The organism is Caulobacter sp. GW456-12-1-14-TSB4 (assembly GCF_059424195.1).
In genome coordinates this window covers 40,794-61,911 of the sequence record NZ_JBWKZF010000030.1, presented here as the reverse complement: position 1 = coordinate 61,911, position 21,118 = coordinate 40,794, and the positions used below count along the sequence as shown (strand labels likewise).

Here is a 21,118-nt window from a genome sequence, read left to right as displayed (position 1 = left end):
GCGCCCGTGATCATGTTCTTCACGTAGTCGGCGTGGCCGGGGCAGTCGACGTGCGCGTAGTGACGGTTGGCCGTCTCATACTCGACGTGCGCGGTGTTGATCGTGATGCCGCGGGCCTTTTCTTCCGGCGCGGCGTCGATGTCGGCGTAGTTCTTGGCGGTCGCGCCGCCCGACTTCGCCAGCGTGATCGTGATCGCGGCCGTCAGCGTCGTCTTGCCATGGTCAACGTGACCGATGGTGCCGATGTTGCAGTGCGGCTTATTACGTTCGAACTTTTCCTTGGCCATCGTCTCTACCTTCGCGCCGGCGGGTGTTGTTGGGGTAACTCATATGGGGAGCTGGAGCGGGTAGCGGGAATCGAACCCGCATCCTCAGCTTGGAAGGCTGCTGCACTACCATTGTGCTATACCCGCCTAGTCACCCGAACGGGGCTAGCGGGGTCGCGATCGGCTCCCGGTCTTTCGGCTCTGGGATCCATCCTGGCTTCAGGACGCCCTGCCCTCGGAACTCGTCGCGTGCATGGTGGGGGAAGCAGGACTCGAACCTGCGAAGGCGTACGCCAGGGGATTTACAGTCCCCCCCCTTTGCCACTCGGGACATTCCCCCAAGCACGCGACGGAGTTCCGAAGCCGGCGGCCTTTACCCGGTCCGACGCACAACAGCAAGCCATTGAACTTCGAACTGGAACAAAAGCTTCTTGGACCGGTGACGGACGATGCTAAGAGCAGCGCCGGCGGCCCGAGAAGCCCTTGGGGCCCCAAATCGGAGCGCGTCTTATAGTGTCCTCTCATTCCGAACGCAACGACCGGAAACGTCCTTCTGCACCAGGACGTGATTTTCGTTCCAAGCCCCGGAAAGAAAACAGCTTTTCTCGCGGTCAAGGCGACGCCAAAGACTGGATTTGGGGGACTCACGCCGTCGAGGCGGCGCTTTCCAACCCCCTGCGGCCCGCGCCGAAGCGCCTTCTGGCGACCCCGGATCGCGCCAAGCGACTCGGTCCCGATCTCCAGAAGCTGGCCTGCCTGCAGGTGATGGAAGGCCAGGAGATCGCCAAGCAGCTGCCGCAGGGCGCCGTGCACCAGGGCCTGGCCCTGAAGATCGACGAGGCCGAGTCGCTGTCGATCGCCGAGATGGGGACGCCGGCCAAGGGTCTGCTGGTCATGCTGGACCAGATCACCGACCCGCAGAACATCGGCGCCATCTTCCGTTCGGCCGCCGCCTTCGGGGCCAAGGGCGTGATCCTGCAGGACCGTCACGCCCCCGTTCTCTCCGGCGTGCTGGCCAAGACCGCCGTCGGCGCGGTCGACAAGGTCGCGCACGCGCGCGTGGTCAATCTTTCCCGGGCGCTGGAGGAACTGGCCGACATGGGCTGGCGCGCCGTGGCCCTGGCCGGCGAGGCCGAGGAAAGCCTGGAAAAGGTGCTCGACGACCAGCCGACCGTGCTTGTTCTGGGTTCTGAAGGTGAAGGTGTCCGCCGCCTGGTCGCAGAGCATTGTGATGCTTTGGGAAAAATCCCCATGCCAGGCGGCTTCGAAAGCTTGAATGTGTCCGCCGCCGCCGCGATCGCGCTCTACGAAGCCTCTAAAGTTCGCGCGAAGGAAGAAACCGGTTCGTGAATCCTTCTTAACCGTTTTGATTTCGTCGCAAGCTCGTGCTCTTCTCGCGAACAGTGGTCCGCGAGCGCCTGCTCGCGGAAGGAATTCGACATGGGATCGGGGGACCCGATGTTTGGACGTAAGGAACGGCTAGCCGCTTTGGCTGCTACGGCGATCGGCGCGCTCGCGCTCGCTGGCTGCAGCGCCGGCGACCATGCCGACGCGCCGCCGCCGCGCAGCGACTATCAGGCCGACGCCAGCACGCCGGAGCTGATGGGCGCGCCGCCGCCGCCCAGCGCCGATCAGGCGCAGGACGGCCTGCTGGGCGGTCCGGCCGCCGTCGGCGACACGTCCTCGCAAGCCCATCCGGGTTATGTGGAGTCGCGTCCCCTGCCCCCGCCGCCCGCGCGCAATTCGCATCTGAAGACCTGGCGTCGCCCGGACGGCACCCTGGTCACGGCCATGCGCCCGATCGCCAATCCGAAGGGCTCCAGCCGTCACGAGTCCAATCCTTCCTGGCAGCGCCCGCAGCCGCGTCCGCATCGCGTCTATGCGACGATCCCGGCCGCGCCGCACCCGACCGCCCACGCCACGCCGAAGCCGGCTCCCAAGCCGATCATCGTCGCCACGCCGGTGACGCCGAAGACGGTGGCTCCGGCCCCGGCGCCGATCCAGGCCGTCAAGCCGGCCGTGCCGGCGACGCCGCTGACCAAGCCGCCCGTCGTGGCCGCTACGCCGGTCGTTCCGGCCGCGCCCGCCCAAGCCGCCAGCAAGCCCACGACCAAGCTCGAGAAGCTGCAGGCCGTCGTCGCGCCGGCCGCCACCAACGGCGCCGTCCTGGCCGCCGGCGAGAGCCTGTCGAAGAACCAGCCCGGCCAGGTTACCCTGTCGCTGCCGGCCACGCTGGGCGACCTGATCAGCCAGGAAGCCGCCAAGCTTGGCCTCACCAAGGCCGCCAAGAAGACCAGCGCCTATGCCGAGCTCTCGGGCGAAGGCTATGAAGTCACCCCGAACGGTCGCCAGACCGCCGTGGTCAAGCCGGGCGAGCCGACCACCTTCGCGTGGCAGGTCACGCCGGGTCCGGAGGCCAAGGGCCAGCTGAAGTCGCAGTTCGGCCTCGAGATGAACGGCGCCAAGCAACCGCAAGGCTTCTCGCTGGGCGAGATCAGCAAGCGCGTCGCCGCCCTGCCGGAACAAGCCAAGAGCAAGCTCGACCTGGGCGGCCTGAACGGCAACATCTCGCTGCCAGGTCTGGGCGCCATGCCGATCAAGACCGTCCTGGGCGTCGCCCTGGTGCTGCTGGCCCTGATCATCCTGGTCGGCGTCTCGCGCAGCGCCGCGGCCTCGCGCCGTCGCGCCGAGCGTCAGCGCAAGTACCGCACCCTGACCGACTACGGCCGCAACGACATGGAGTTCGAGCAACCGGCTCCGGCTTCGTCGCATGTCTCGCACGTCAACCCGTTCGCGGCCGCGGCCGGCGGCGCGGTGGCGGGCGCAGGCCTCGCCACGATGTTCTCGCGCCATGACGACCATGGTCATGGTCACAATGATCAGAGCCACGCCGATCAAGGCCACGGCCAGGATGATCATGGTCTGCAGGAGACCCACCCAGACCAAGCCCCTACCGCGCAAGCGCATGACGACCACGGCCACGACCTGCACGCCCAGGCTCATCCCGAGCCCCACGCGCCGGCCGAGCATGTGTCCTACGTCAACCCGTTCATGGTCAACACCTCGAGCCCGGTCGATCATGGCCATGAAACCCAAGCGGCTGCTCATGAAGCGCCCGCCGCCGGTCATGAGGACCACGGCCACGCGGTCGAGGCCGGTCACGACGCGCATGGTCACGACACCCCCGCCGTCGCCGACCACGCCCATGACGCGGCTCCGGCGCCCCATCGGGAACCCGAGCCCGCCCACTAAGGCGCGGCCCTGACGAAAAGCGACGCCCCGGATCGACGATCCGGGGCGTTGTCGTATTTGCAGTCGGCCGGCTCTTTTTGCGCCTTGCATCACCGCGCGCCGCACCGCATTGAGTATACATGTTCGAAACGCTGACGGCCCATCTGGGCGGCCTGCAAGGCCCTCTGACCGCCCTGCTGCAAGTGCTGATGATCGACCTGGTCCTGGCCGGCGACAACGCCGTGGCCGTGGGTCTGGCGGCCGGCGGCCTGCCGCCCAAGGACCGCAAGAAGGTCATCCTGTATGGCCTGGGCGCGGCGGTCGTGCTGCGCATCAGCTTCGCCCTGATCACCACCTGGCTGCTGGGCGTCATCGGCCTGCTGCTGGCCGGCGGCTTCCTGCTGCTGTGGGTCTGCTGGAAGATGTGGCGCGAGATGCGCGAGCAGGCCGCTCACGCCGACGCCATGGCCGCGATCGACGGCGACGCCGGGACCGAGCCGGCCGCGCGCCCAGCCAAGTCGTTCAAGCAGGCCTTCATCCAGGTGCTGATCGCCGACGTCTCGATGTCGCTGGACAATGTGCTGGCCGTGGCCGGCGCGGCCCGCGAGCATCCGGGCATCCTGATCTTCGGCCTGCTGCTGTCGATCGCCCTGATGGGCCTGGCCGCCAGCGCCATCGCCAACCTGCTGCACAAGCACCGCTGGATCGGCTTCGTCGGTCTGGCGATCGTGCTCTATGTCGCCGTCCACATGATCTGGGAAGGCCACCGCAGCGTCGTCATGGACCTGAACCAGACGGCCGCCTACAACGCCGCCGCCCCGGCCCCGCTGGACATCAAGCCGGACGAGTTGGCCCAGCACAACAAGCACAAATAGCTATCGAGCAGGCAGCGGCGGCAGATCGAGCCGTCGCAGGTCGGCCATCTTGGGGTAGAGCCGCAACATCGCGTGGTGCCGCGCCGCGTCGTCCCGCGCCTCCACCGTCTCGTGCAGACCGATCAGCGCCGTGCGCAGCGCCGCATTGACCCGGTCGAGCGCCGAGATCGTCACCTCGTCCGTAAACGGAAGAGCCGCAAGATCCAGTCCGTAGTCTGCCGCCGCCTCGACCAGAGCCTCGCGGATCAGGGCGTTCTCCTCGACCCGCGCCGCGACGCCACGCTCGGCCTCCTGGGCCGCCAGTAGCGACAGCAGCGCCACCAGCCCGACCTTGCCGGCCATGAACTCGCCCTGCTGCTCGGGCGGTCCGGGATCGGCCATGCACATGAAGTTGCCGACCAGGATGTCGGGCAGGCTCGGGGTCATTGCACGCCCTCCAGGCGCATCAGCGCGGCGGCCAGGATCTCGTCGTGTCGCCGGGCGGTGTACCAGCCCGACACCGCCAGGATCGGCTCCTTGAAGCCGCCGTCGCGATATTCCTTGGCCGCCGAGGTCCAGATCGCCTGGCCCTTCACGGCCGCGAACAGCGACCACCAGGTCAGGGCGTCTTTATCGACGGAAAGCCCGCTGGCGTTGGACCAGATGGCCAGGGCCTCGTCGCGCGGGATCATGGCAGCGACGGTCGTCGCGTCGAACGGATTCCACAGCGGATCGATGGCCCAGGCCAGGTCCTCCAGCGGATCGCCCAGATGCACCATCTCCCAGTCCAGCACCGCCAGGATCGCTCCGTCCGGCCCATGCAGGAAGTTGCCGCCGCGATAGTCGCCATGCACCACCCGCACCGCGCGGGGCGGCTGCGGCGGCTTGCGGCGCAGAGCGCGAATAGCGGCGCGGACGATCGGTTGCGGGTGAAGCTCGTCGGCCTCGATGACGGCGGCCCAATGATCGACGGCGATCCGCCAGCAGTCTTCCGGAGCCGGCGTCTCGGCGACCTTGGCCAGCGGCAGGTCGGCGGGGTCCGCCGCCGCGATCTTTCCCAGGATGTCGAAGAACGCCTCGCCGATCGTCCGGGCGTGCGCGCCGTAGGGCATGACCGTGAACGGCGAGGCCACCGCACCGCCCTCGACCCGCTCCATGATGAAGAACGGCCGCTCCAGCTCCGCGCCCTCGGCGTCCATGGCCACCGGGCGCGGCGCCGGGACGCGATCGCAGAAGCTCTCCAGCGCCAGGTATTCCAGGCTGCGGTCGGTCTCGATGAGGCTGCCCGGCGGATCGCGGCGCAGGATCAGGGGCCTGGCCTCCCCTCCCGCATTGGCCACGAACCGATAGGTCTCGCGGCTGGCCCCGCCGGGGATGCGCGAGAGGTCGGCGACCGTGACCGGCTGGCCCCAGGTGCGGGTCAGATACGCCTCCAGGCGTTCGGCCAAGCTCATCGAAAGGGGGCCGCTCAAGGCGCCATGTCCAGGATCGAGGCAAAGCCCGAGGTCGCGTGCGGACCGATGGCCAGCTGCTCGAAGACGCCCCTGCCCTTTCGCGTCCGCCCCGCGCCGTCGACATAGGTCACGTCGCTCAGCGCCTGCACGTGCAGCAGGTGCGGCATCTTGCGGTCCAGGTCGGCGGCAGCGAAGTCCTCGCGCTCGACCTTCAGTTCGCCGTGGTTCAGGCCATGGCCCCAGACGGGGTGGTTGTAGCCCAGGCCCAGCATGAAGAACTCGGTCTTCGGCGCAATGGTCATTGAGCCGTCGGCGCCCAGGTTCAGGGTCGCGGCGGCGGCGTGGCGCGTGCCGCTCTTCCAGTCGATGGCGCAGGACGATTGGGCAAAGCCGCCGAAGTGGTCCTCGCGGCCGCCGTCCTCCAGCCACAGCGCGCGACGGTTCCAGGCCCGGCCCAGCTCGTCGTCATTGGTATGGAAGAAGAGGCTCCCGTCCGCGAAATTGCACGGCGCCCACAGCCAGAAGAATTGCGGCAAGGCCGGCGGGGCCAGCTCCTGGGCGTCGCGCGCGCCGACGGGACGCACGCCCCAGGAGCGGTCGCGAGTGCCGACGAAGCCGCCCACGGACGTCCGCACGCCGTCGACCTCGATCCAGCCCGAATAGCGGCCGTTCTGGGTCAGGCGGGTATAGTCCAGCAGCGTGCGCGGTCCGTTGCGCCGCACGAAGCGCGGCTCCTCGATCGGGAAGGACCGGCCCTCGAAGACGATCTCGGCGGAGATGCCCTGTGTCGGCGCAACGGTCAGCTTCAGGCGTTGCAGGGGTTGGACGACATCGATGGCGATCGGCCCGACCGTCAGGTCCATCCGCTCCATCTTCAGCCAGCGGCTGGCGTGCAGGTTGACCTGCTTGCCGTCCTTCATCACGCAGAAGGCCGCGTCGGCGATATTGAGATGCGGATAGACCCCGAACGCGGCGGCGAAGAACAGGTCGGTCCCGTCGCCCTCGGCTGCGTAACCGTTGAAGAAGTAGCGGTCGTAGAAGTTCCGATCCGTCCCGGCATAGGCCACGGGCTCGGGCGTCTGATGGATCGGGTAATCGTCGCCCCATGTGAGCGCCATGCCGTCCTCCCTACTGGACGCGCGACGCTCTGACTGCGTAGGGAGCCGGCTTCGCTTTACGTCCAGATGAACACCGTTAAGGTCGCGCTCGACGATTGCAACGGTGACGGAGCGTAAAGCCGATGGAGGGATGGACTCCCAGGACCTGGACGGCCCTGGCGGCGCTGAGCGGCCTGCTGTCCGTGGCCTTCGGCGCGTTCGCCGCCCACGGCATCGAGAGCTGGAAGGCCGTCGAGTGGCTGAAGACCGGCGCCCAGTACCAGATGTTCCACGCCCTGGCGGTGTTCGGAGCGTTCGCCCTGCACCGCGCCGGCGCCAAGGGCATGGGACTGGTCACGGCCCTGTTCTTCGTCGGGACGCTGGTGTTCTCGGGCTCGCTCTACGCCATGGCGCTGGGCGCGCCGAGGGTCCTGGGCGCGATCACCCCGATCGGCGGGCTGTCGTTCATGGCCGCCTGGGCGCTGATGGCCTGGCGCGGCTTCTCGATGCCAAACGCTAAGGCCTAGGCCTTCTTCGCGCCCGGCAGGGCCAGGAAGAAGATCGCCAGGGCCGAGCCGACCAGGCAGGCGAACATCACGGCGGCGACCGGCTTGGCCGTGCCGTCGTGCAGCAGGCCGCCGGCCCACGAGGCCAGCGCGCCGGCTCCGAACGAGGCCGAGCCCATCAGGGCCGAGATCGAGCCGGCCCGGCGCGGATCGACGCTCAGCGCCCCGGCCATGGTGTTGCCGCCCATCAGACCATACAGCGACAGCGAGGCGAACAGCAGCGGCAGCACGGTCCACTGGCCGCCCCAGCCGGTGAAGGCCGCGATGGTCAGCAGGAAGGCCGCGACGATCGAGGCGACGCTGGCCTTGCTCAGCACCTGGTCAGGCAGCATCCGGCGCAGCAGCAGGCGGTTGACCTGGCTGGCCCCGATGATGCCGACGGCGTTGAAGGCGAACACCAGGTTGAAGACCAGCGGCGTGTGGCCGTAGGTGCCCATCACCAGGTCCGGCGCGCCCGAGATGTAGGTGAACAGCACCGCCCCGTTCAGCGCCCCGGCGATCGCATAGCCCATCAGCCGACGCATGCGAAACAGCGCCCCGTAGGCGCGCAGCGGGTTCTCGGACCGGGCCTGGGCCTCGGTCTCGGCCGAGCGGGATTCCGACAGGCTGACGATGACCCACAGGCCGATCAGGGCGCCGAAGCCGACCAGCGTCCAGAACACGCCGCGCCAGCCGCCGAAATACTGCACGACGCCGCCCAGCTGCGGGGCCAGCACCGGGGCCAGGCCCATGATCAGGGTCATCAGCGACAGCACGCGGGCGGTGTCGGCGTGGCTGAAGCGGTCGCGGACCACGGCGCGGGCGATCACCGGACCAGCGCAGCCGCCCAGGGCCTGGACGAAGCGGGCGGCGATCAGGGTCTCGATGTTGGGGGCCAGGGCGCAGACCACCGAGGCGGCGACGAACACCGCCACCCCGACGAGCAGCGGCAGGCGGCGGCCAAACCGGTCCGAGGCCGGGCCGTAGATCACCTGGCCGATGGCCATGCCGGCGAAGAAGGCCGCCAGGGTCGTCTGGGTCTGCTCGGGGCCCGCGTGCAGGCTGCGTCCGATCGACGGCAGGCTGGACAGGTACATGTCGATGGACATCGGCGCGAAGGCCGTCAGGGCGCCGAGAAGCAGGACGAGACGCCACGGAACGGCGGCGGGCGGCGAAGCTGTATCGGTCATGGCGCGCCTTCTACGCCCTTTGGACCCTACGGAAACCACAAATGACGCTTGCTAGGGCTCAAAACGGGCTCCACGGTGATCGGCAATCACCTAGAAACACGGGGAGACGCGCGGTCATGACGGTCAACAATCCAGGCCTGCCCGACCCCCAGTACGCCGACGTCAACGGCATCCGCATGGCCTATTATGAGGCCGGCCCGCGCCAGGGCGTGCCCATCGTCTTCTGCCACGGCTTCCCCGAACTGGCCTTCTCGTGGCGTCACCAGATCGCCGCCCTGGCCGCCGCCGGCCGCTGGGTGATCGCCCCCGACCAGCGCGGCTATGGCCTGACCCCCGGTCCCGAGGCGGTCGAGGCCTATGACATGGAGCACCTGACCGGTGATCTCGTCGGCCTGCTGGATCACCTGGGGATCGAGAAGGCGGTCTTCGTCGGCCACGACTGGGGCGGCATCGTCGTCTGGCAGATGCCGCTGCTGCATCCGAACCGCGTGGCCGGGATCATCGGCCTCAACACCCCCTTCACCCCGCGCCTGCCGCTGGACCCGATCGAGATGTTCCGCAACGCCTATGGCGAGGACATGTACATCGTCCACTTCCAGAAGCCGGGCGAGGCCGACGCACGGCTGGGCGCCGATCCCGAGCGCACGATCCGCTTCTTCATGCGCAAGCCCAAGGGATCGCAGGACGAGTTCCTGGGCCGCCCGGCCGAGCGCCGCAGCCTGGCTCTGCAGGACGCCCTGCTCCACTACGATCCGGCCACCGACGACAACCAGTTCCTGGAGCCGGAGGAGCTGGCCTTCTTCGTCGAGGCCTTCCAGCGCACCGGCTTCACCGGCGGCATCAACTGGTACCGCAACTTCACCCGCAACTGGGAGAAGGCGGCGGGCCTGCCGATGCGGATCGACGGCATTCCCTGCCTGATGATCATGGCCGAGCTGGACGTGGTGTTGCCGCCGGCCATGGCCGACCGCATGGGCGACCAGATTTCCGACCTCGAGAAGGTGCTGATCGAAGGCAGCGGCCACTGGACCCAGCAGGAGAAGCCGGCGGAGGTGAATGCGGCGATCCTGGACTGGGTGGAGCGGAAGTTTCCGCTCTAGCTAGTTCTTCGACGCCAGCATCTGATCGGCCCGCCGACGCATGGCGGCGGCCAGCTGCAGCATGGCCAGGGCCGAGACCTCGTCGCGCTCGGCGGCGCGCAGGCTGTAGACATTGGCCATGGCCAGCAACGCCGCGGCCTTGTCGACGCCCTCGGCGCCGAACATCTCGCCGATCTGCCGGTCGAGTTCGGCCAGCTGCACCGGATTGAGCATGCCGAGCAGTTCGTCGTCGGAATAGTCTTCGGGCGCGGGCTGAGTCATGGCGGGCAACATACAGAACCGAATGAAAGGCGAAAACCGCGCCTTTCCTCCGTTCACAGCCGGCGGAAAAACACGTTAGGGTCAGCGACATGGACCGTAACGCTTCCGCCGCCGCCATGAGTTCCGTTGGCCGTCGCAGCCTCTTCCGCGAGGTCGAGCCCTTCTCGTTCGGCTGGATGCCCACCGGCGGTCCGCACGAAATCTACTACGAGGAATGCGGCAATCCGCGGGGCAAGCCGTGCGTGATCCTGCACGGCGGCCCGGGCGGCGCGGTCAATCCGACCATGCGACGGTTCTTCGATCCGGCCAAATGGCGCATGACCCTGTTCGACCAGCGCGGCTGCGGCCGCTCGCGTCCGAACGCCAGCCTGGACGACAACACCACCTGGAGCCTGATCGAGGACATCGAGCGCCTGCGCGAGCATTTGGGCGTCGAGAAGTGGACCGTGTTCGGCGGCTCCTGGGGTTCGACCCTGGCCCTGGCCTACGCCATCAAGCATCCCGACCGGGTGGATGGCCTCGTGCTGCGCGGCATCTTCCTGCTGACCGATCGCGAGCTGGGCTGGTTCTACCAGGAAGGCGCCTCGATGCTGTTCCCCGACGCCTGGGAGCGCTTCCTGGCCCCGATCCCCGAGGACGAGCGCGGCGACCTGATGGCCGCCTATCACCGCCGCCTGGTCGCTCCGGACCGCCGCGTGCAGCTGGAAGCCGCCGCCGCCTGGAGCCAGTGGGAGGGCGACACCATCTCGCTGCGCGGCCCGGACGCTCGCCCCCCGAAGTTCAACGAAGAGGACTTCGCGATCGCCTTCGCGCGGATCGAGTGCCACTTCTTCACCAACAAGGGCTTCTTCGACCACGACGGCTGGATTCTGGCGAACATCGACCGTATCCGCCACATCCCCGGCTGGATCGTCCAGGGCCGCTTCGACGTGGTTACCCCGCTGGACAGCGCCTGGAAGCTGCACAAGGCCTGGCCGGAAGCGCGCTTCGATATCGTCTGGGACGCGGGGCATGCCTCGACCGAGCCGGGCGTGATCGACGGCCTGGTGCGGGCGACCGAGGCGGCGCTGGTCAGCTAGGCCAGCGCACGCACCCTACATCAACGAGCCCTTGCCGCTGGTCACTTCGGTGTAGCGGTGCACGCGCACGGCCTGGACGAGGCCGAAGCCGACCATGACCGTCAGCATGACGGTGCCGCCGTACGACAGCATCGGCATCGGCACGCCCACGACCGGCGCCAGGCCCATGACCATGGCGCCGTTGATCAGCACGTACAGCGAGAAGGTCGCCGTCACGCCGGCCGCCGCCAGGCGTCCGAAGTGGCTGTGGCTGATCGAGGCGATGCGCAGGGCCATGAAGATCACCGCGCCATAGAGGAACAGCACGCCAAAACACCCGACGAAGCCGAACTCCTCGGCCAGGGTGGCGAAGATGAAGTCGGTCTGCTTCTCGGGCAGGAAGTTCAGCTGGCTCTGCGAGCCGAGGCCGAAGCCCTTGCCCAGCAGGCCGCCCGAGCCCAGGGCGATCTTGGACTGCAGGATATGGTAGCCGTCGCCGGACGGGTCCTGCTCGGGGTTCAGGAAGGTCAGGATGCGGTTGCGCTGGTAGTCGTGCAATCCGAACATGATGAAGGGCGGAATGGCCACGGCCGCCAGGGCGCCGATGGCCGCCATGATCCGCCAGGACAGGCCCGCCAGCATCATGATCGCTCCGCCGGTGGCGGCGATCAGGATGGCGGTGCCGAGATCGGGCTGCTTGGCGACCAGCAGGAACGGCACGCCGATCATCGCCGCCGGGATCAGCAGGCGCCAGGAGAGGCGCGCGCTGTCCGACGACAGGCCGTGATAGTAGCGGGCCAAGGCCAGTACGAGGCCGATCTTCATCACCTCGGACGGCTGGAAGCGCACCGGCCCCAGCTGCAGCCAGCGCTGGGCGCCCAGCGAGATGTCGCCGACCAGGTCGACCGCGACGAGCAGCACCAGGCCCAGGATGTAGATCGGATAGGCCGCCGCGAACCACCAGCGCAGGTCGCACATGGCCAGGGCGATCATGATGATGAAGTAGACGCCAAAGCGCAGCAGGTGCTTGTCGGCCCAGGGCTCCCACGAGGCCCCGGCGATCGAGAACAGCATCAGGCCGCCGATGCCGGCGATCATCGCCAGCACCAGGCAAAAGGTCCAGTCCACCTCCATGAACTTGATGATCGGGCGGTCGCGTTCGCCCGGCCGGGTCAGGCCGCCGCTCAAGGTCATATGTGGCCTCCCTGAGGCGTAGTGGTCGGCGTAGTCGGCGCGGGATCGACGGCCGGTTCCGGTGGCGCGGCGCCCTCGACGGGATCCTCCGGCGCGACGCCTTCCATGACGTCGTCCGGGGCGGCCTCGGGCAGAGGCGTGGGATTTTCGATGCGGGCGCGGATCTCGGGATCCTTCAGCAGCGCCACGCGCATGACCTCGCGGGCGCGCGGGGCGCCGGCCGTGGCGCCGCCCATGCCGCCGTGCTCGATGATGACCGCAACCGCGTAACGCGGCGCGTCATAGGGCGCGAAGGCCACGAACAGGTTGTGGTCCTTCAGCCGCCAAGTCGTGGCGTAGCCCTTGCGGTTCTTGACCCCGTCATAGCTGCGCACCTGGGCGGTGCCGGTCTTGCCGGCCATCTGTACGTCGCCCAGGCCCAGCTGGCTCTGCTTGTAGGCCGTGCCGCGCACGTCGTTGGCCACGGCCGCCATGCCGCCGCGGACATAGTTCAGGTGCTCCTGCGAGAATGGCAGGTCGGGCACGGCCGCGCCGCTGGGCTGTTCCACCCCGCCGACCGACTTGATCAGGCGCGGCACCAGGGCCTTCTGGCCGTTGGCCAGGCGCGAGGTCATCACCGCCAGTTGCAGGGCGTTGACGGTCAGGGCCCCCTGCCCGATCCCGTAGCTGGGCGTCTCGCCGGGAAACCAGATCTGGTTGGCCGGATTCTTCTTGAACGCCCGCTTCTTCCAGGCCGGGTCGGGGACGTTGCCCTTCTTCTGGCCGGGAATGCCGATGTCGTAGATCTGGCCAAAGCCCATGGCCCGCGCCGCGTTGGCGATGGCGTCGGGGCCGATCTTCAGCGACGTCTGGTAGAAATAGATGTCGCAGGAGTTCTTGATCGCGTCGTGCAGGTTCTGCGAGCCGTGGCCGCGCGGCTCCCAGCAGCGCCAGGTGCGGCCGCCATAGTACCAGCTGCCCCCGCAGCTGACACGGACCTCGGGATTGATGCCGGCGGTCAGCGCCGCCAGACCCACGGTCGGCTTGAAGGTCGAGCCCGGCGGGAAGACGCCCGTCAGCGACTTGTCCAGCATCGGCTTGCGCTCGTACTCGGCCAGCGCCTTGTACTCCGCGCCCGACAGGCCTTTGACGAAGCGATTGGCGTCGAAGCTGGGGGCCGAGACCATGGCCAGCAGATCGCCGTTGCGGATGTCCATCACCACGATGGCGCCGCTCTCCTCACCCATCACCTCGAGGGCGCGGTTCTGGATGTCGGCGTCCAGGGTCAGCAGGATTTCCTTGCCCGGGGTCGGCGGCACGTCGCCGGCCGGATCCAGGCGCACGACGCGGCCCTGCGCGTCGACCTCGGTCTTGGTGGCGCCGGCGCGGCCGCGCAGGTCCTTGTCGAAGGCCTTCTCGACGCCCTGCTTGCCGATCCGGAAGCCCGGATGGTGCAGCAGCTCCTGATCCTGGGTCGTGTCGTCCTTGGCGGCGGTCAGATCACGGTCGCTGACCTTGGCGACATAGCCGATCACGTGGGCGAAGGCGCCGCCGAACGGATAGACCCGGACCTCCCCCATGTCGGCGGTGACGCTGGGCAGTTCCGGGGCGCGGATGTTGACGCGGCTGAACTCCTCCCAGGAGAGATCCTCCATCACCACGACCGGGGCCTTGCGCGGGGCGCGATCCAGCTCCTTGAGCACGCGGGCCCGGCGCGAGCCGTCGATCGGCACCAGCTTGCTGAGGTCGTCCATGACGGCCTCGGCGTCCAGGTCCTTGTCCTTGTTGATGATCAGCCGGAAGTTCGGGCGGTTGGACGCCAGCGACACGCCGTTGCGGTCGCGGATCAGGCCGCGCGGCGGCGGCACCAGGCGGTAGTTGAACTGGTTGCCGGCCGAAAGCTTCTGGTAGCGCTGGGCCTCGACCAGCTGCAGCTGGGCCAGGCGACCGCCCAGGGCCAGCAAGCCGGCGCCGGTGATGCCGCCCAGCAGGAACGCGCGCCGGTGGAAGACCCCCTGACGCTCGTTGACCTCGAAGAAGAAGATGGACGGTTCGCTCATGGCCTCACCGGAACCGAACGTCCGCGTCCTCGAAGCGATCGACCAGGCGGTGGGCGAACGGGAACAGCAGCGCGGTGACCAGGAACTGCCAGAATACCGCCAGCAGGCTGGGCATGGCCAGGCTGTCGAGCATGGTGAACAGGAAGCCGGCGATCATGGTGATGCCGCTGACGCCCGCGAACCAGGCCCACATCATCGGCCGGCTCTGGCCGGTCATGGCGTTGCGCAGGATCAGCACCATGGCGTAGGCGACCAGCAGCGACAGGCCCCACAGACCGGTCGGCCCGCCCCAGAAGATGTCCAGGAACAGGCCCAGCACCAGCAGGCCGAACGGGGCCAGGATCGAGGGGCGGATCATCGCCCAGGCGAAGGCCGGGACCATGGCGAACACCGGCTCGGGCAATTGCAGGCCCCAGATGCGGATCGGCGCGGCGAACAGCACCGTGGCCAGCATGCACAGCAGCATCGGCACGCCCAGCCAGCGGACTGGATTGAGGGCGCGACCGCCGCTCATGCTCATCGCGGCGCTCCCGTGGGCGCAGGCGTCGCGGTAGCGGGCTTGGGCGTTGCGGGTTTCGGCGCCGCCGGCTTGGGCGCGGCGGGCTTGGCTTGGGTCGCGGCGGGCGGCGTCGCCGTCGGGGCGGCCGGCGGGGTCGTGGTCGTGGTCGCCGGCTTCGGCGCGGGCGCCGCGGCGGGGGCCGACAGGATCGAGGTCTGCGGGTCCTCCGTCGTCACCGGCGGCATGACCTTGGCTTCCAGCTGCTTCTCGTCGGCCAGCTGGGCGAAGTCCTTGAACAGCAGGATGCGGATGTAGTCGATCGACGACTGGTCGGCGAACAGCACCACGCGCCAGCGGCCGTCCAGGCCCTTGACGGCCGCGCCCACCGGCAGGCCGCGCGGCACGACGCCGCCGTCACCCGAGGTCACGACCCGGTCGCCCTGCTGGATCGGATCGACGCCGCGCAGATATTCCAGCTTCGGGTTGGGGCCGCCGTCGCCGGTCAGGATGGCGCGGGCGTTGGTGCGGTCGATCATCACCGGCGTGCGCGAGGCGATGTCGGTCAGCAGCAGCACGCGGCTGACACCGCCGGCGACGCCGACCACGCGGCCGACCAGGCCCCGCTCGTTCAGGACCGGGTTGCCGACCTCGATGCCCCGCTCCGAGCCGGCGTCGGCCAGGCGGGTGTTGGCGAAGGGACCACGGCTGTCGGCCACGACGCGGGCCGAGGCCATCGGGATCGGCGGATCGGTGCGCAGGCCCAAGAGGCTCTTGAAGCGCTCGTTCTGGTCCTGGAGATCGAGGGCGCGGTCGCGCCACTGGCGCATCTCGGCCAGCTCGGTCTTCAGGCGACGGTTTTCCGAGGCCGTGAAGAAGTAGCTGCGGACATAGTCGAAACCCAGGCCCGTCCAGCGGCCCGGCGCGGCGATGGCGCCGCTGACCGGCCGGGACACGACGTCCAGCGACTGGCGGGTGACGCCATAGGCCTGCTCCTGGAGGGTCTCGCGACGATCGGCCAGCAGGAAGGCGACGGCGATGACGGCCGCCACGATCAGGGCCACCGCCGCCGTCCAGGTAAGCGGCACTTTCAGGTCGCCGAGGGGACCTTCGCGAAAGGGCACGAACTCTATCTCCCGGCGCCCCCCGAGGCGCCACTAGAGGAAAGCCTGGCTTAGGCCAGGGTCGATTCCAGGACGCCCTTCATCCACTTCGGATGCTCGAGAACCTTGCCGCAGCCCAGGGCCACGCACGACAGCGGATCGTCGGCCACCGTCACCGGCAGGCCGGTGTGGTCGCGGATCTCGGCGTCCAGGCCGCGCAGCAGCGCGCCGCCGCCGGTCAGCATGATGCCCTTGTCGGCGATGTCGCTGGCCAGTTCCGGCGGGGTCGCTTCCAGGGCCACCTTCACGGCTTCCACGATCTGCCCGACCGGTTCGGCCAGGGCGTCGGCGGCCTGCTTTTCGCTGATGCGGACTTCGCGCGGCACGCCCTGCATCAGGTCGCGGCCCTTGACGTCGATCGACAGGCCTTCGCCGTCGGCCGGCGCGCGGGCGGTGCCGATTTCCTTCTTGATGCGCTCGGCGGTCGTCTCGCCGATCAGCAGGTTATGGTGGCGACGCATGTAGCTGATGATCGCCTCGTCCATCTTGTCGCCGCCGACGCGGACCGAGCGCGAATAGACGATGCCCGACAGCGACAGCACGGCCACCTCGGTGGTGCCGCCGCCGATGTCGACGACCATCGAGCCGGTCGGCTCGTGGATCGGCAGGCCGGCGCCGATCGCGGCGGCCATCGGCTCGTCGATCAGGCCGACGCGACGGGCCGAGGCGTTCAGGCAGCTGTCGTTGATGGCGCGGCGTTCCACGGCGGTGGCGCCCGACGGCACGCACACGATCACCTTGGGGTTCACGAAGCCCTTGCGGTTGTGAACCTTGCGGATGAAGTACTTGATCATCTCCTCGGCGACTTCGAAGTCGGCGATGACGCCGTCGCGCATCGGGCGGATGGCTTCCATGTGGCCCGGGGTGCGCCCCAGCATCTGCTTGGCCTCGATGCCCACGGCGTGGACGATCTTGCGACCGCCGACATTACGCAGGGCGACCACCGACGGCTCATTCAGGACGATCCCCTTGCCCTTCATGTAGATGAGGGTGTTGGCCGTACCGAGGTCGATGGCGATGTCGTTCGAGATCACGCCGAAGAGGGAAGAGAACATTGAAAGCCCTGACTGAGGGGTATGAGGGGCGTAACGGACTTCAGATCGAGGAAGAGGAGCCTGATCCGTTCAGAAGACGGGGTCGGCGGAGAGAAAAAGGCTCCTACTTCAATTCAATGCGAGGACAACATGATTCCCGCATTTGGCGGATTCGATCCGGTCAACACACCTTGGCGCTCGACGGGAGCGCCGCCCCCTGGCCGCGCCGTCGTCCGAACAGCCAAAAGCACGCCGACGCCCGCCCGTTTGCCCTGCGAAAGCTTTGAATTCAAGGCCTATTAGCGGGGTTTTCGAAGGCTTTTGCGGCCAAGGTCGCCAAGCACCCGAACATGGCGAAATCTAGCCGAGCGCGGCCATGACGACCCCGACCGCCGTTATGCCGCCGGCGGCCATCTGGAACAGGGTCAGACGCTCCTTGAACAGACGACGCCCGGCCAGGGCGGCGACGGGCATCTCGACCACGCCGACCGCCCTCACCGGCCCCACGGGCGACAGGCTCATGGCCGTGAACCACAGGCCCGAGGCCGCCGCGCCGCAGAATCCGGCCCCCAGCGACTGCCGCCAGGCCGCCACCACCGCCTTCAGGGCGTCGGGATTGCGCCAGGCCAGCCAGGAGCCCAGCACCACCGTCTGGATGGCCTGCACGACCAGGACGGTGGTGAAGGCGGCCGCCGGCGGATGGCCCGCGTCCAGGGCCAGGGCGGCCTGACGAAAGCAGTTGGCGCACAGTGCGAAGAAGGCGCCCGACGTCAGGCCCGCCAGCACCGCGCCCTTGCGGATCACGACCTCGCCCCTCGGCCACGACAGCGCCGCCAGGCCCGCCGTCGCCACCAGGCCGCCGGCCCAGGCGATCGGGCCGACGTGGTCCTTGAACACTAGGGCCCCGAAGATCAGCGCGAACGGCAGGCCGCTCTGCTGCAAGGCCGTGCCCAGGGCGAAGGACGAGCGGTGCATCGCCGTCAGCATGGCGGCCGTCGCGCCGATCTGGAACATCGCGCCCGCGACGCAGGCGATCCAGAACCGGGCGCGCGGATGGAAGTCCAGCCCCGGCGTCGCCAGAACCACGATCCCGGCGAACAGGGCGGCGAACGGCAGGCCGAACAGGAAGCGGACCAGGGTCGCGCCCCAGGGCCCAGCTCCGCCCATGACCGAGCGCTGGGCGGCGTTGCGGGCGACCTGGAAGACCGTGGCGACGATGGTGATGGGGATCCAGATCATGGCTCAGCGCCTCGCCGCGACGATCAGGCCGGACGCCCAGGCCAGGCGCGTCAAGATCAGGTCCGGATGGCTTTCCAGCCGCGCGACCAGATCGTCAACCCGCGCCTGGTGGCCTTCCGGCCAGTTGGGCTGGGGCAGCATGTCATCGATCACGTAGAGCCCTCCCCGCTTCAGCAGCGCCAGGGTCTGGTCCAGCGCCTCGTATTTGCCCGGCCAGGCGTCGGCGAAGATCAGGTCGAAGCCGCCGGGAGGCTGAGCCATCACGTAGTCCAGCCCATCAGCCAGCACGAAGCGCAGGCGGTCGTCCCTCAAGAGCGCGCGGGCGACGTCCTGGACCACCGGGTCGACATCGACGCTGACCAGGCTGGCGCGGGCGTCCAGGCCCGCCAGCAGCCAGGCGGTGGCCAGTCCCGTGCCTGTGCCGAGCTCCAGCAGCCGTCCGCCGGGCTTGGACGCCGCCAGGAGGCGCAGGAGCGCACCGGTGTCCGCCTCGGAAGGCATGTCGAAGCCGAGCGCGGCCGTGCGCGCCTGGATCTCGCCCCAGGCGGCCGGGGCGGCGCTGGAATGGTCGCCGAGCATCACGTCGTTCCTTACGCGGCCCTTATGCGAAAGGGCCTGTTTCCGAATGGAGCCCTTGCGGGCGTTAGACGCACAAACACCGGGTCGGCCCGTTTCGCGGACCAGTCAGAAGAAGGTTTCACCGACCATGTCGCCCCACCCGTTGCGTCAAGCCGCCCGGTTCCTGCTGGGTGTCCCGACCGAAGGGATCAATCCCGCCCTGGACCGCATGCTGGACCTCGCCGAGGCCACGCCGCTGTGCTTCGTGGCCGTCGCCGGTCCCGGCGCGGGCGAAGCCATGTGCCAGCTGTGGCGTCGCGGCTATCAGCGCGTCGAGGCCGCCCGCCGAGCCACCTGCGGCGCGGCCGACGAGCGCAGCGACGTGCTGCTGGTCATGGACTGCCAGACGCTGCAGGACACCCGCGCGATCGTGGCGGCGACCTACACCATGCTGCGCCCGGGCGGCACGCTGGTGGTCGACGCCAGCGCCCTGCTGGACGAACTGCCCCGCCGCGCCTTGGCCGACAGCCTTCGGGAGCTGGGCATGGACGTGCAGCCCCAGGCGCATCTGGGCGCCGAGATCCTGGCCACGCGGCCGTTCAGCAACCGTCGCGCGGCTTAAGCGACCACGCGACGCGCTTCCGAATAGGGAGCTTGTGGGGAACCCGGCCGATCACGAACGGCCGGGTTTTTCCGTTTGGCCTAGAAGCCGCTGGCGATCGCCGCCTCGGGCCGGCTCTTCTCCTTGCGGGCGAAGAGGTTGTTCAGGGCGTTGACGTACGCCTTGGCCGAGGCCGTGAGCGTGTCGGTGTCGGCGGCCGCGCCGGTGGCGATGCGGCCGTCCTCTTCCAGACGCACCGAGACCTGGGCCTGGGCATCGGTGCCCTCGGTCACCGCGTGCACCTGGAACAGGCGCAGGGCGGCGCTGTGCGGCACGATCTTGTGGATGGCGTTGAACACCGCGTCGACCGGACCATCGCCCGTGGCTTCGGCCGTGCTCGAGACGCCGTCGACGTCCAGGGTCAGCTCGGCCGACTGGCCGTCGGTGCCGGCCACGACGCGCAGGTGCGAGACGCGGATCTTCTCCGAGCCGCGCGCCAGGGCGTCGTCGACCAGGGCGATGATGTCGTCGTCGTAGACGTGCTTCTTGCGGTCGGCCAGGTCCTTGAAGCGACCGAAGGCTTCCTTCAGCGCGTTCTCGCCCAGCTCGTAGCCCAGGTCCTTCAGCTTGGCGCGGAAGGCGTGGCTGCCCGAGTGCTTGCCCATGACCAGGCTGGACGGGGCCTGGCCCACCGACTCCGGCGTCATGATCTCGTAGGTCTCGCGGTTCTTGAGCATGCCGTCCTGGTGGATGCCGCTCTCGTGCGCGAAGGCGTTCTTGCCGACGATGGCCTTGTTGTACTGCACCGGGAAGCCGGTGATGGCCGAGACGTAGCGGCTGGCGCGGGTGATGTGGGTGGTGTCGATGCCGGTCTGGTAGGGCAGACGGTCGCCGCGCACCTTCAGGGCCATGACGATCTCTTCCAGCGCGGCGTTGCCGGCGCGCTCGCCCAGGCCGTTCACGGCGCACTCGATCTGGCGCGCCCCGCCCTGCACCCCGGCCAGGCTGTTGGCGACGGCCAGGCCCAGGTCGTTGTGGCAGTGGGTCGAGAAGACCACCTTGTCGGCGCCCTCGACGTTGTTGACCATCCAGTTGAACAGGTCGGCGTATTCGGACGGGTAGGTGTAGCCCACCGTGTCGGGCAGGTTGATCGTCGTGGCCCCGGCCTTGATGGCGGTCTCGGTGGCGCGGCGCAGGAACTCGCGGTCGCTGCGGGTGGCGTCTTCGGCCGACCACTCGACGTCGTCGCGCAGGTTGCGGGCGTGGGTCACCGAGCGGGCGATGATGTCGATGACGGCGTCCGGCTCCATCTGCAGCTTGTGCTTCATGTGCAGGTCGGACGTGGCGATGACCACGTGGATGCGGCCGCGCTGCGTCGGCTTCAGGGCCTCGGCGCAGCGGTCGATATCGACCTGGTGGGCGCGGCACAGGCCGGCGATGGTCGAGTTCTTGACGATCTTGGCCACTTCGCGGACGGCCTCGAAGTCGCCGTTCGAGGCGATCGGGAAGCCGGCCTCGATGATGTCGACCCCCATCTCCTCGAGGATCTTGGCCAGTTCCAGCTTCTCTTCCAGCGACATCGACGCGCCGGGCGATTGCTCGCCGTCGCGCATGGTGGTGTCGAAAATGACGACGTTGTCGCGCTTTTCAAAAGCGGCGGGCGTTGCGGAAGTCATGGAGATACTCGTCGAATGGGGGTGTCTGCGGGCGGGCTGCGGGTCAATCATCCCCTGTGCGC

General features: G+C 68.7%; 21 protein-coding genes and 2 tRNA genes. 7 read left to right on the top strand and 16 right to left on the bottom strand.

The window, feature by feature from the left end; translation table 11 throughout:
- The 3 genes from AC07YH_RS22035 to AC07YH_RS22025 form a co-directional block, all read right to left on the bottom strand.
- Nucleotides 1-287: GTP-binding protein (locus AC07YH_RS22035; RefSeq protein WP_494747997.1), on the bottom strand; the 287-nt coding region annotated here is incomplete at its 3' end.
- Between the two features lie 52 nt (nt 288-339).
- Nucleotides 340-413: transfer RNA gene (locus AC07YH_RS22030), tRNA-Gly, on the bottom strand.
- A gap of 107 nt (nt 414-520) precedes the next feature.
- Nucleotides 521-606: transfer RNA gene (locus tag AC07YH_RS22025), tRNA-Tyr, on the bottom strand.
- 173 nt (nt 607-779) lie between these two features.
- Between AC07YH_RS22025 and rlmB the strand changes: the two genes are divergently transcribed.
- From rlmB to AC07YH_RS22010, 3 genes are all read left to right on the top strand, one after another.
- Nucleotides 780-1,616: a 23S rRNA (guanosine(2251)-2'-O)-methyltransferase RlmB gene (gene rlmB, locus AC07YH_RS22020; RefSeq protein WP_494749065.1), complete on the top strand. Its 837-nt coding sequence runs from the start codon at nt 780-782 to the stop codon at nt 1,614-1,616.
- A 108-nt stretch (nt 1,617-1,724) separates the two neighbouring features.
- On the top strand, nt 1,725-3,518 hold the full coding sequence (gene stpX / locus AC07YH_RS22015; protein WP_494749062.1) for a stalk-specific protein StpX: 1,794 nt from the start codon (nt 1,725-1,727) through the stop codon (nt 3,516-3,518).
- Nucleotides 3,519-3,637: 119 nt separating this feature from the next.
- Nucleotides 3,638-4,372: a TerC family protein gene (locus tag AC07YH_RS22010; protein ID WP_494749061.1), complete on the top strand. Its 735-nt coding sequence runs from the start codon at nt 3,638-3,640 to the stop codon at nt 4,370-4,372.
- Here AC07YH_RS22010 and AC07YH_RS22005 read toward each other — a convergent pair whose 3' ends face one another.
- Genes AC07YH_RS22005 through AC07YH_RS21995 form a run of 3 tightly spaced genes read right to left on the bottom strand, consistent with a single transcriptional unit; the run spans nt 4,373 to nt 6,923 of the window.
- Nucleotides 4,373-4,798, bottom strand: a complete 426-nt coding sequence (locus AC07YH_RS22005) for a hypothetical protein (protein WP_494749060.1) — start codon at nt 4,796-4,798, stop codon at nt 4,373-4,375.
- Complete coding sequence (locus tag AC07YH_RS22000) at nt 4,795-5,805, bottom strand: phosphotransferase family protein (RefSeq protein ID WP_494749064.1); 1,011 nt, start codon at nt 5,803-5,805, stop codon at nt 4,795-4,797. Before AC07YH_RS22000 ends, AC07YH_RS22005 begins: the two co-directional genes overlap by 4 nt.
- Before the next feature lie 14 nt (nt 5,806-5,819).
- Nucleotides 5,820-6,923, bottom strand: coding sequence for an Rv3169 family protein (locus tag AC07YH_RS21995; protein ID WP_494749059.1), 1,104 nt, complete (start codon nt 6,921-6,923; stop codon nt 5,820-5,822).
- 122 nt (nt 6,924-7,045) lie between these two features.
- Here AC07YH_RS21995 and AC07YH_RS21990 point away from each other — a divergent pair, with 122 nt between their 5' ends.
- Nucleotides 7,046-7,429: a DUF423 domain-containing protein gene (locus AC07YH_RS21990; protein WP_494749058.1), complete on the top strand. Its 384-nt coding sequence runs from the start codon at nt 7,046-7,048 to the stop codon at nt 7,427-7,429.
- On the opposite strand, the gene AC07YH_RS21985 is transcribed toward AC07YH_RS21990, so the two are convergent.
- Nucleotides 7,426-8,637: a multidrug effflux MFS transporter gene (locus tag AC07YH_RS21985; RefSeq protein WP_494749057.1), complete on the bottom strand. Its 1,212-nt coding sequence runs from the start codon at nt 8,635-8,637 to the stop codon at nt 7,426-7,428. The two genes, AC07YH_RS21990 and AC07YH_RS21985, sit on opposite strands and share 4 nt — an antisense overlap.
- 116 nt (nt 8,638-8,753) lie before the next feature.
- On the opposite strand from AC07YH_RS21985, the gene AC07YH_RS21980 reads away from it, so the two are divergent.
- Nucleotides 8,754-9,737 (top strand): alpha/beta fold hydrolase, encoded by a 984-nt coding sequence (locus tag AC07YH_RS21980; RefSeq protein WP_494749056.1) that lies wholly within the window; start codon nt 8,754-8,756, stop codon nt 9,735-9,737.
- Here the strand turns inward: AC07YH_RS21980 and AC07YH_RS21975 are convergent, their stop codons facing one another.
- Nucleotides 9,738-9,998 carry a low temperature requirement protein A gene (locus AC07YH_RS21975; protein ID WP_494749055.1) on the bottom strand — a complete coding sequence of 87 codons (261 nt, stop codon included), beginning with the start codon at nt 9,996-9,998 and terminating at the stop codon, nt 9,738-9,740.
- 89 nt (nt 9,999-10,087) lie between these two features.
- On the opposite strand from AC07YH_RS21975, the gene pip reads away from it, so the two are divergent.
- Nucleotides 10,088-11,077 (top strand): prolyl aminopeptidase, encoded by a 990-nt coding sequence (gene pip, locus AC07YH_RS21970; protein ID WP_494749054.1) that lies wholly within the window; start codon nt 10,088-10,090, stop codon nt 11,075-11,077.
- Between the two features lie 15 nt (nt 11,078-11,092).
- On the opposite strand, the gene rodA is transcribed toward pip, so the two are convergent.
- From rodA to AC07YH_RS21935, 7 genes are all read right to left on the bottom strand, one after another.
- Nucleotides 11,093-12,250 (bottom strand): rod shape-determining protein RodA, encoded by a 1,158-nt coding sequence (gene rodA, locus AC07YH_RS21965; protein ID WP_494749053.1) that lies wholly within the window; start codon nt 12,248-12,250, stop codon nt 11,093-11,095.
- Nucleotides 12,247-14,289, bottom strand: a complete 2,043-nt coding sequence (gene mrdA, locus AC07YH_RS21960) for a penicillin-binding protein 2 (protein ID WP_494749052.1) — start codon at nt 14,287-14,289, stop codon at nt 12,247-12,249. Before mrdA ends, rodA begins: the two co-directional genes overlap by 4 nt.
- A 4-nt stretch (nt 14,290-14,293) precedes the next feature.
- A complete protein-coding gene (locus AC07YH_RS21955; protein ID WP_494749051.1) occupies nt 14,294-14,809 on the bottom strand; it encodes a hypothetical protein in 516 nt (171 codons plus the stop codon).
- On the bottom strand, nt 14,806-15,909 hold the full coding sequence (gene mreC / locus AC07YH_RS21950) for a rod shape-determining protein MreC (RefSeq protein WP_494749050.1): 1,104 nt from the start codon (nt 15,907-15,909) through the stop codon (nt 14,806-14,808). The genes AC07YH_RS21955 and mreC overlap by 4 nt, the downstream gene beginning before the upstream one ends.
- Before the next feature lie 50 nt (nt 15,910-15,959).
- Nucleotides 15,960-17,003: a rod shape-determining protein gene (locus tag AC07YH_RS21945; RefSeq protein WP_004623009.1), complete on the bottom strand. Its 1,044-nt coding sequence runs from the start codon at nt 17,001-17,003 to the stop codon at nt 15,960-15,962.
- A gap of 339 nt (nt 17,004-17,342) precedes the next feature.
- A complete protein-coding gene (locus AC07YH_RS21940; protein WP_494749049.1) occupies nt 17,343-18,221 on the bottom strand; it encodes a DMT family transporter in 879 nt (292 codons plus the stop codon).
- A gap of 3 nt (nt 18,222-18,224) precedes the next feature.
- Entirely contained in the window at nt 18,225-18,800 is a 576-nt protein-coding gene (locus AC07YH_RS21935; protein ID WP_494749048.1) for an O-methyltransferase, read from the bottom strand.
- A 127-nt stretch (nt 18,801-18,927) separates the two neighbouring features.
- On the opposite strand from AC07YH_RS21935, the gene AC07YH_RS21930 reads away from it, so the two are divergent.
- Nucleotides 18,928-19,401 carry a hypothetical protein gene (locus AC07YH_RS21930; RefSeq protein WP_494749047.1) on the top strand — a complete coding sequence of 158 codons (474 nt, stop codon included), beginning with the start codon at nt 18,928-18,930 and terminating at the stop codon, nt 19,399-19,401.
- A gap of 80 nt (nt 19,402-19,481) precedes the next feature.
- Here the strand turns inward: AC07YH_RS21930 and AC07YH_RS21925 are convergent, their stop codons facing one another.
- On the bottom strand, nt 19,482-21,056 hold the full coding sequence (locus tag AC07YH_RS21925) for a 2-isopropylmalate synthase (RefSeq protein WP_494622191.1): 1,575 nt from the start codon (nt 21,054-21,056) through the stop codon (nt 19,482-19,484).
- Nucleotides 21,057-21,118 lie beyond the last annotated feature (62 nt).

Coding starts and splice junctions, on each gene's coding strand:
- stpX (WP_494749062.1), top strand. CDS start 1,725: ATGTTTGGACGTAAGGAACGGCTAGCCGCTTTGGCTGCTACGGCGATC.
- AC07YH_RS22010 (WP_494749061.1), top strand. CDS start 3,638: ATGTTCGAAACGCTGACGGCCCATCTGGGCGGCCTGCAAGGCCCTCTG.
- AC07YH_RS22005 (WP_494749060.1), bottom strand. CDS start 4,798: ATGACCCCGAGCCTGCCCGACATCCTGGTCGGCAACTTCATGTGCATG.
- AC07YH_RS22000 (WP_494749064.1), bottom strand. CDS start 5,805: ATGAGCTTGGCCGAACGCCTGGAGGCGTATCTGACCCGCACCTGGGGC.
- AC07YH_RS21995 (WP_494749059.1), bottom strand. CDS start 6,923: ATGGCGCTCACATGGGGCGACGATTACCCGATCCATCAGACGCCCGAG.
- AC07YH_RS21990 (WP_494749058.1), top strand. CDS start 7,046: ATGGAGGGATGGACTCCCAGGACCTGGACGGCCCTGGCGGCGCTGAGC.
- AC07YH_RS21985 (WP_494749057.1), bottom strand. CDS start 8,637: ATGACCGATACAGCTTCGCCGCCCGCCGCCGTTCCGTGGCGTCTCGTC.
- AC07YH_RS21980 (WP_494749056.1), top strand. CDS start 8,754: ATGACGGTCAACAATCCAGGCCTGCCCGACCCCCAGTACGCCGACGTC.
- AC07YH_RS21975 (WP_494749055.1), bottom strand. CDS start 9,998: ATGACTCAGCCCGCGCCCGAAGACTATTCCGACGACGAACTGCTCGGC.
- pip (WP_494749054.1), top strand. CDS start 10,088: ATGGACCGTAACGCTTCCGCCGCCGCCATGAGTTCCGTTGGCCGTCGC.
- rodA (WP_494749053.1), bottom strand. CDS start 12,250: ATGACCTTGAGCGGCGGCCTGACCCGGCCGGGCGAACGCGACCGCCCG.
- mrdA (WP_494749052.1), bottom strand. CDS start 14,289: ATGAGCGAACCGTCCATCTTCTTCTTCGAGGTCAACGAGCGTCAGGGG.
- AC07YH_RS21955 (WP_494749051.1), bottom strand. CDS start 14,809: ATGAGCATGAGCGGCGGTCGCGCCCTCAATCCAGTCCGCTGGCTGGGC.
- AC07YH_RS21945 (WP_004623009.1), bottom strand. CDS start 17,003: ATGTTCTCTTCCCTCTTCGGCGTGATCTCGAACGACATCGCCATCGAC.
- AC07YH_RS21940 (WP_494749049.1), bottom strand. CDS start 18,221: ATGATCTGGATCCCCATCACCATCGTCGCCACGGTCTTCCAGGTCGCC.
- AC07YH_RS21935 (WP_494749048.1), bottom strand. CDS start 18,800: ATGCTCGGCGACCATTCCAGCGCCGCCCCGGCCGCCTGGGGCGAGATC.
- AC07YH_RS21930 (WP_494749047.1), top strand. CDS start 18,928: ATGTCGCCCCACCCGTTGCGTCAAGCCGCCCGGTTCCTGCTGGGTGTC.
- AC07YH_RS21925 (WP_494622191.1), bottom strand. CDS start 21,056: ATGACTTCCGCAACGCCCGCCGCTTTTGAAAAGCGCGACAACGTCGTC.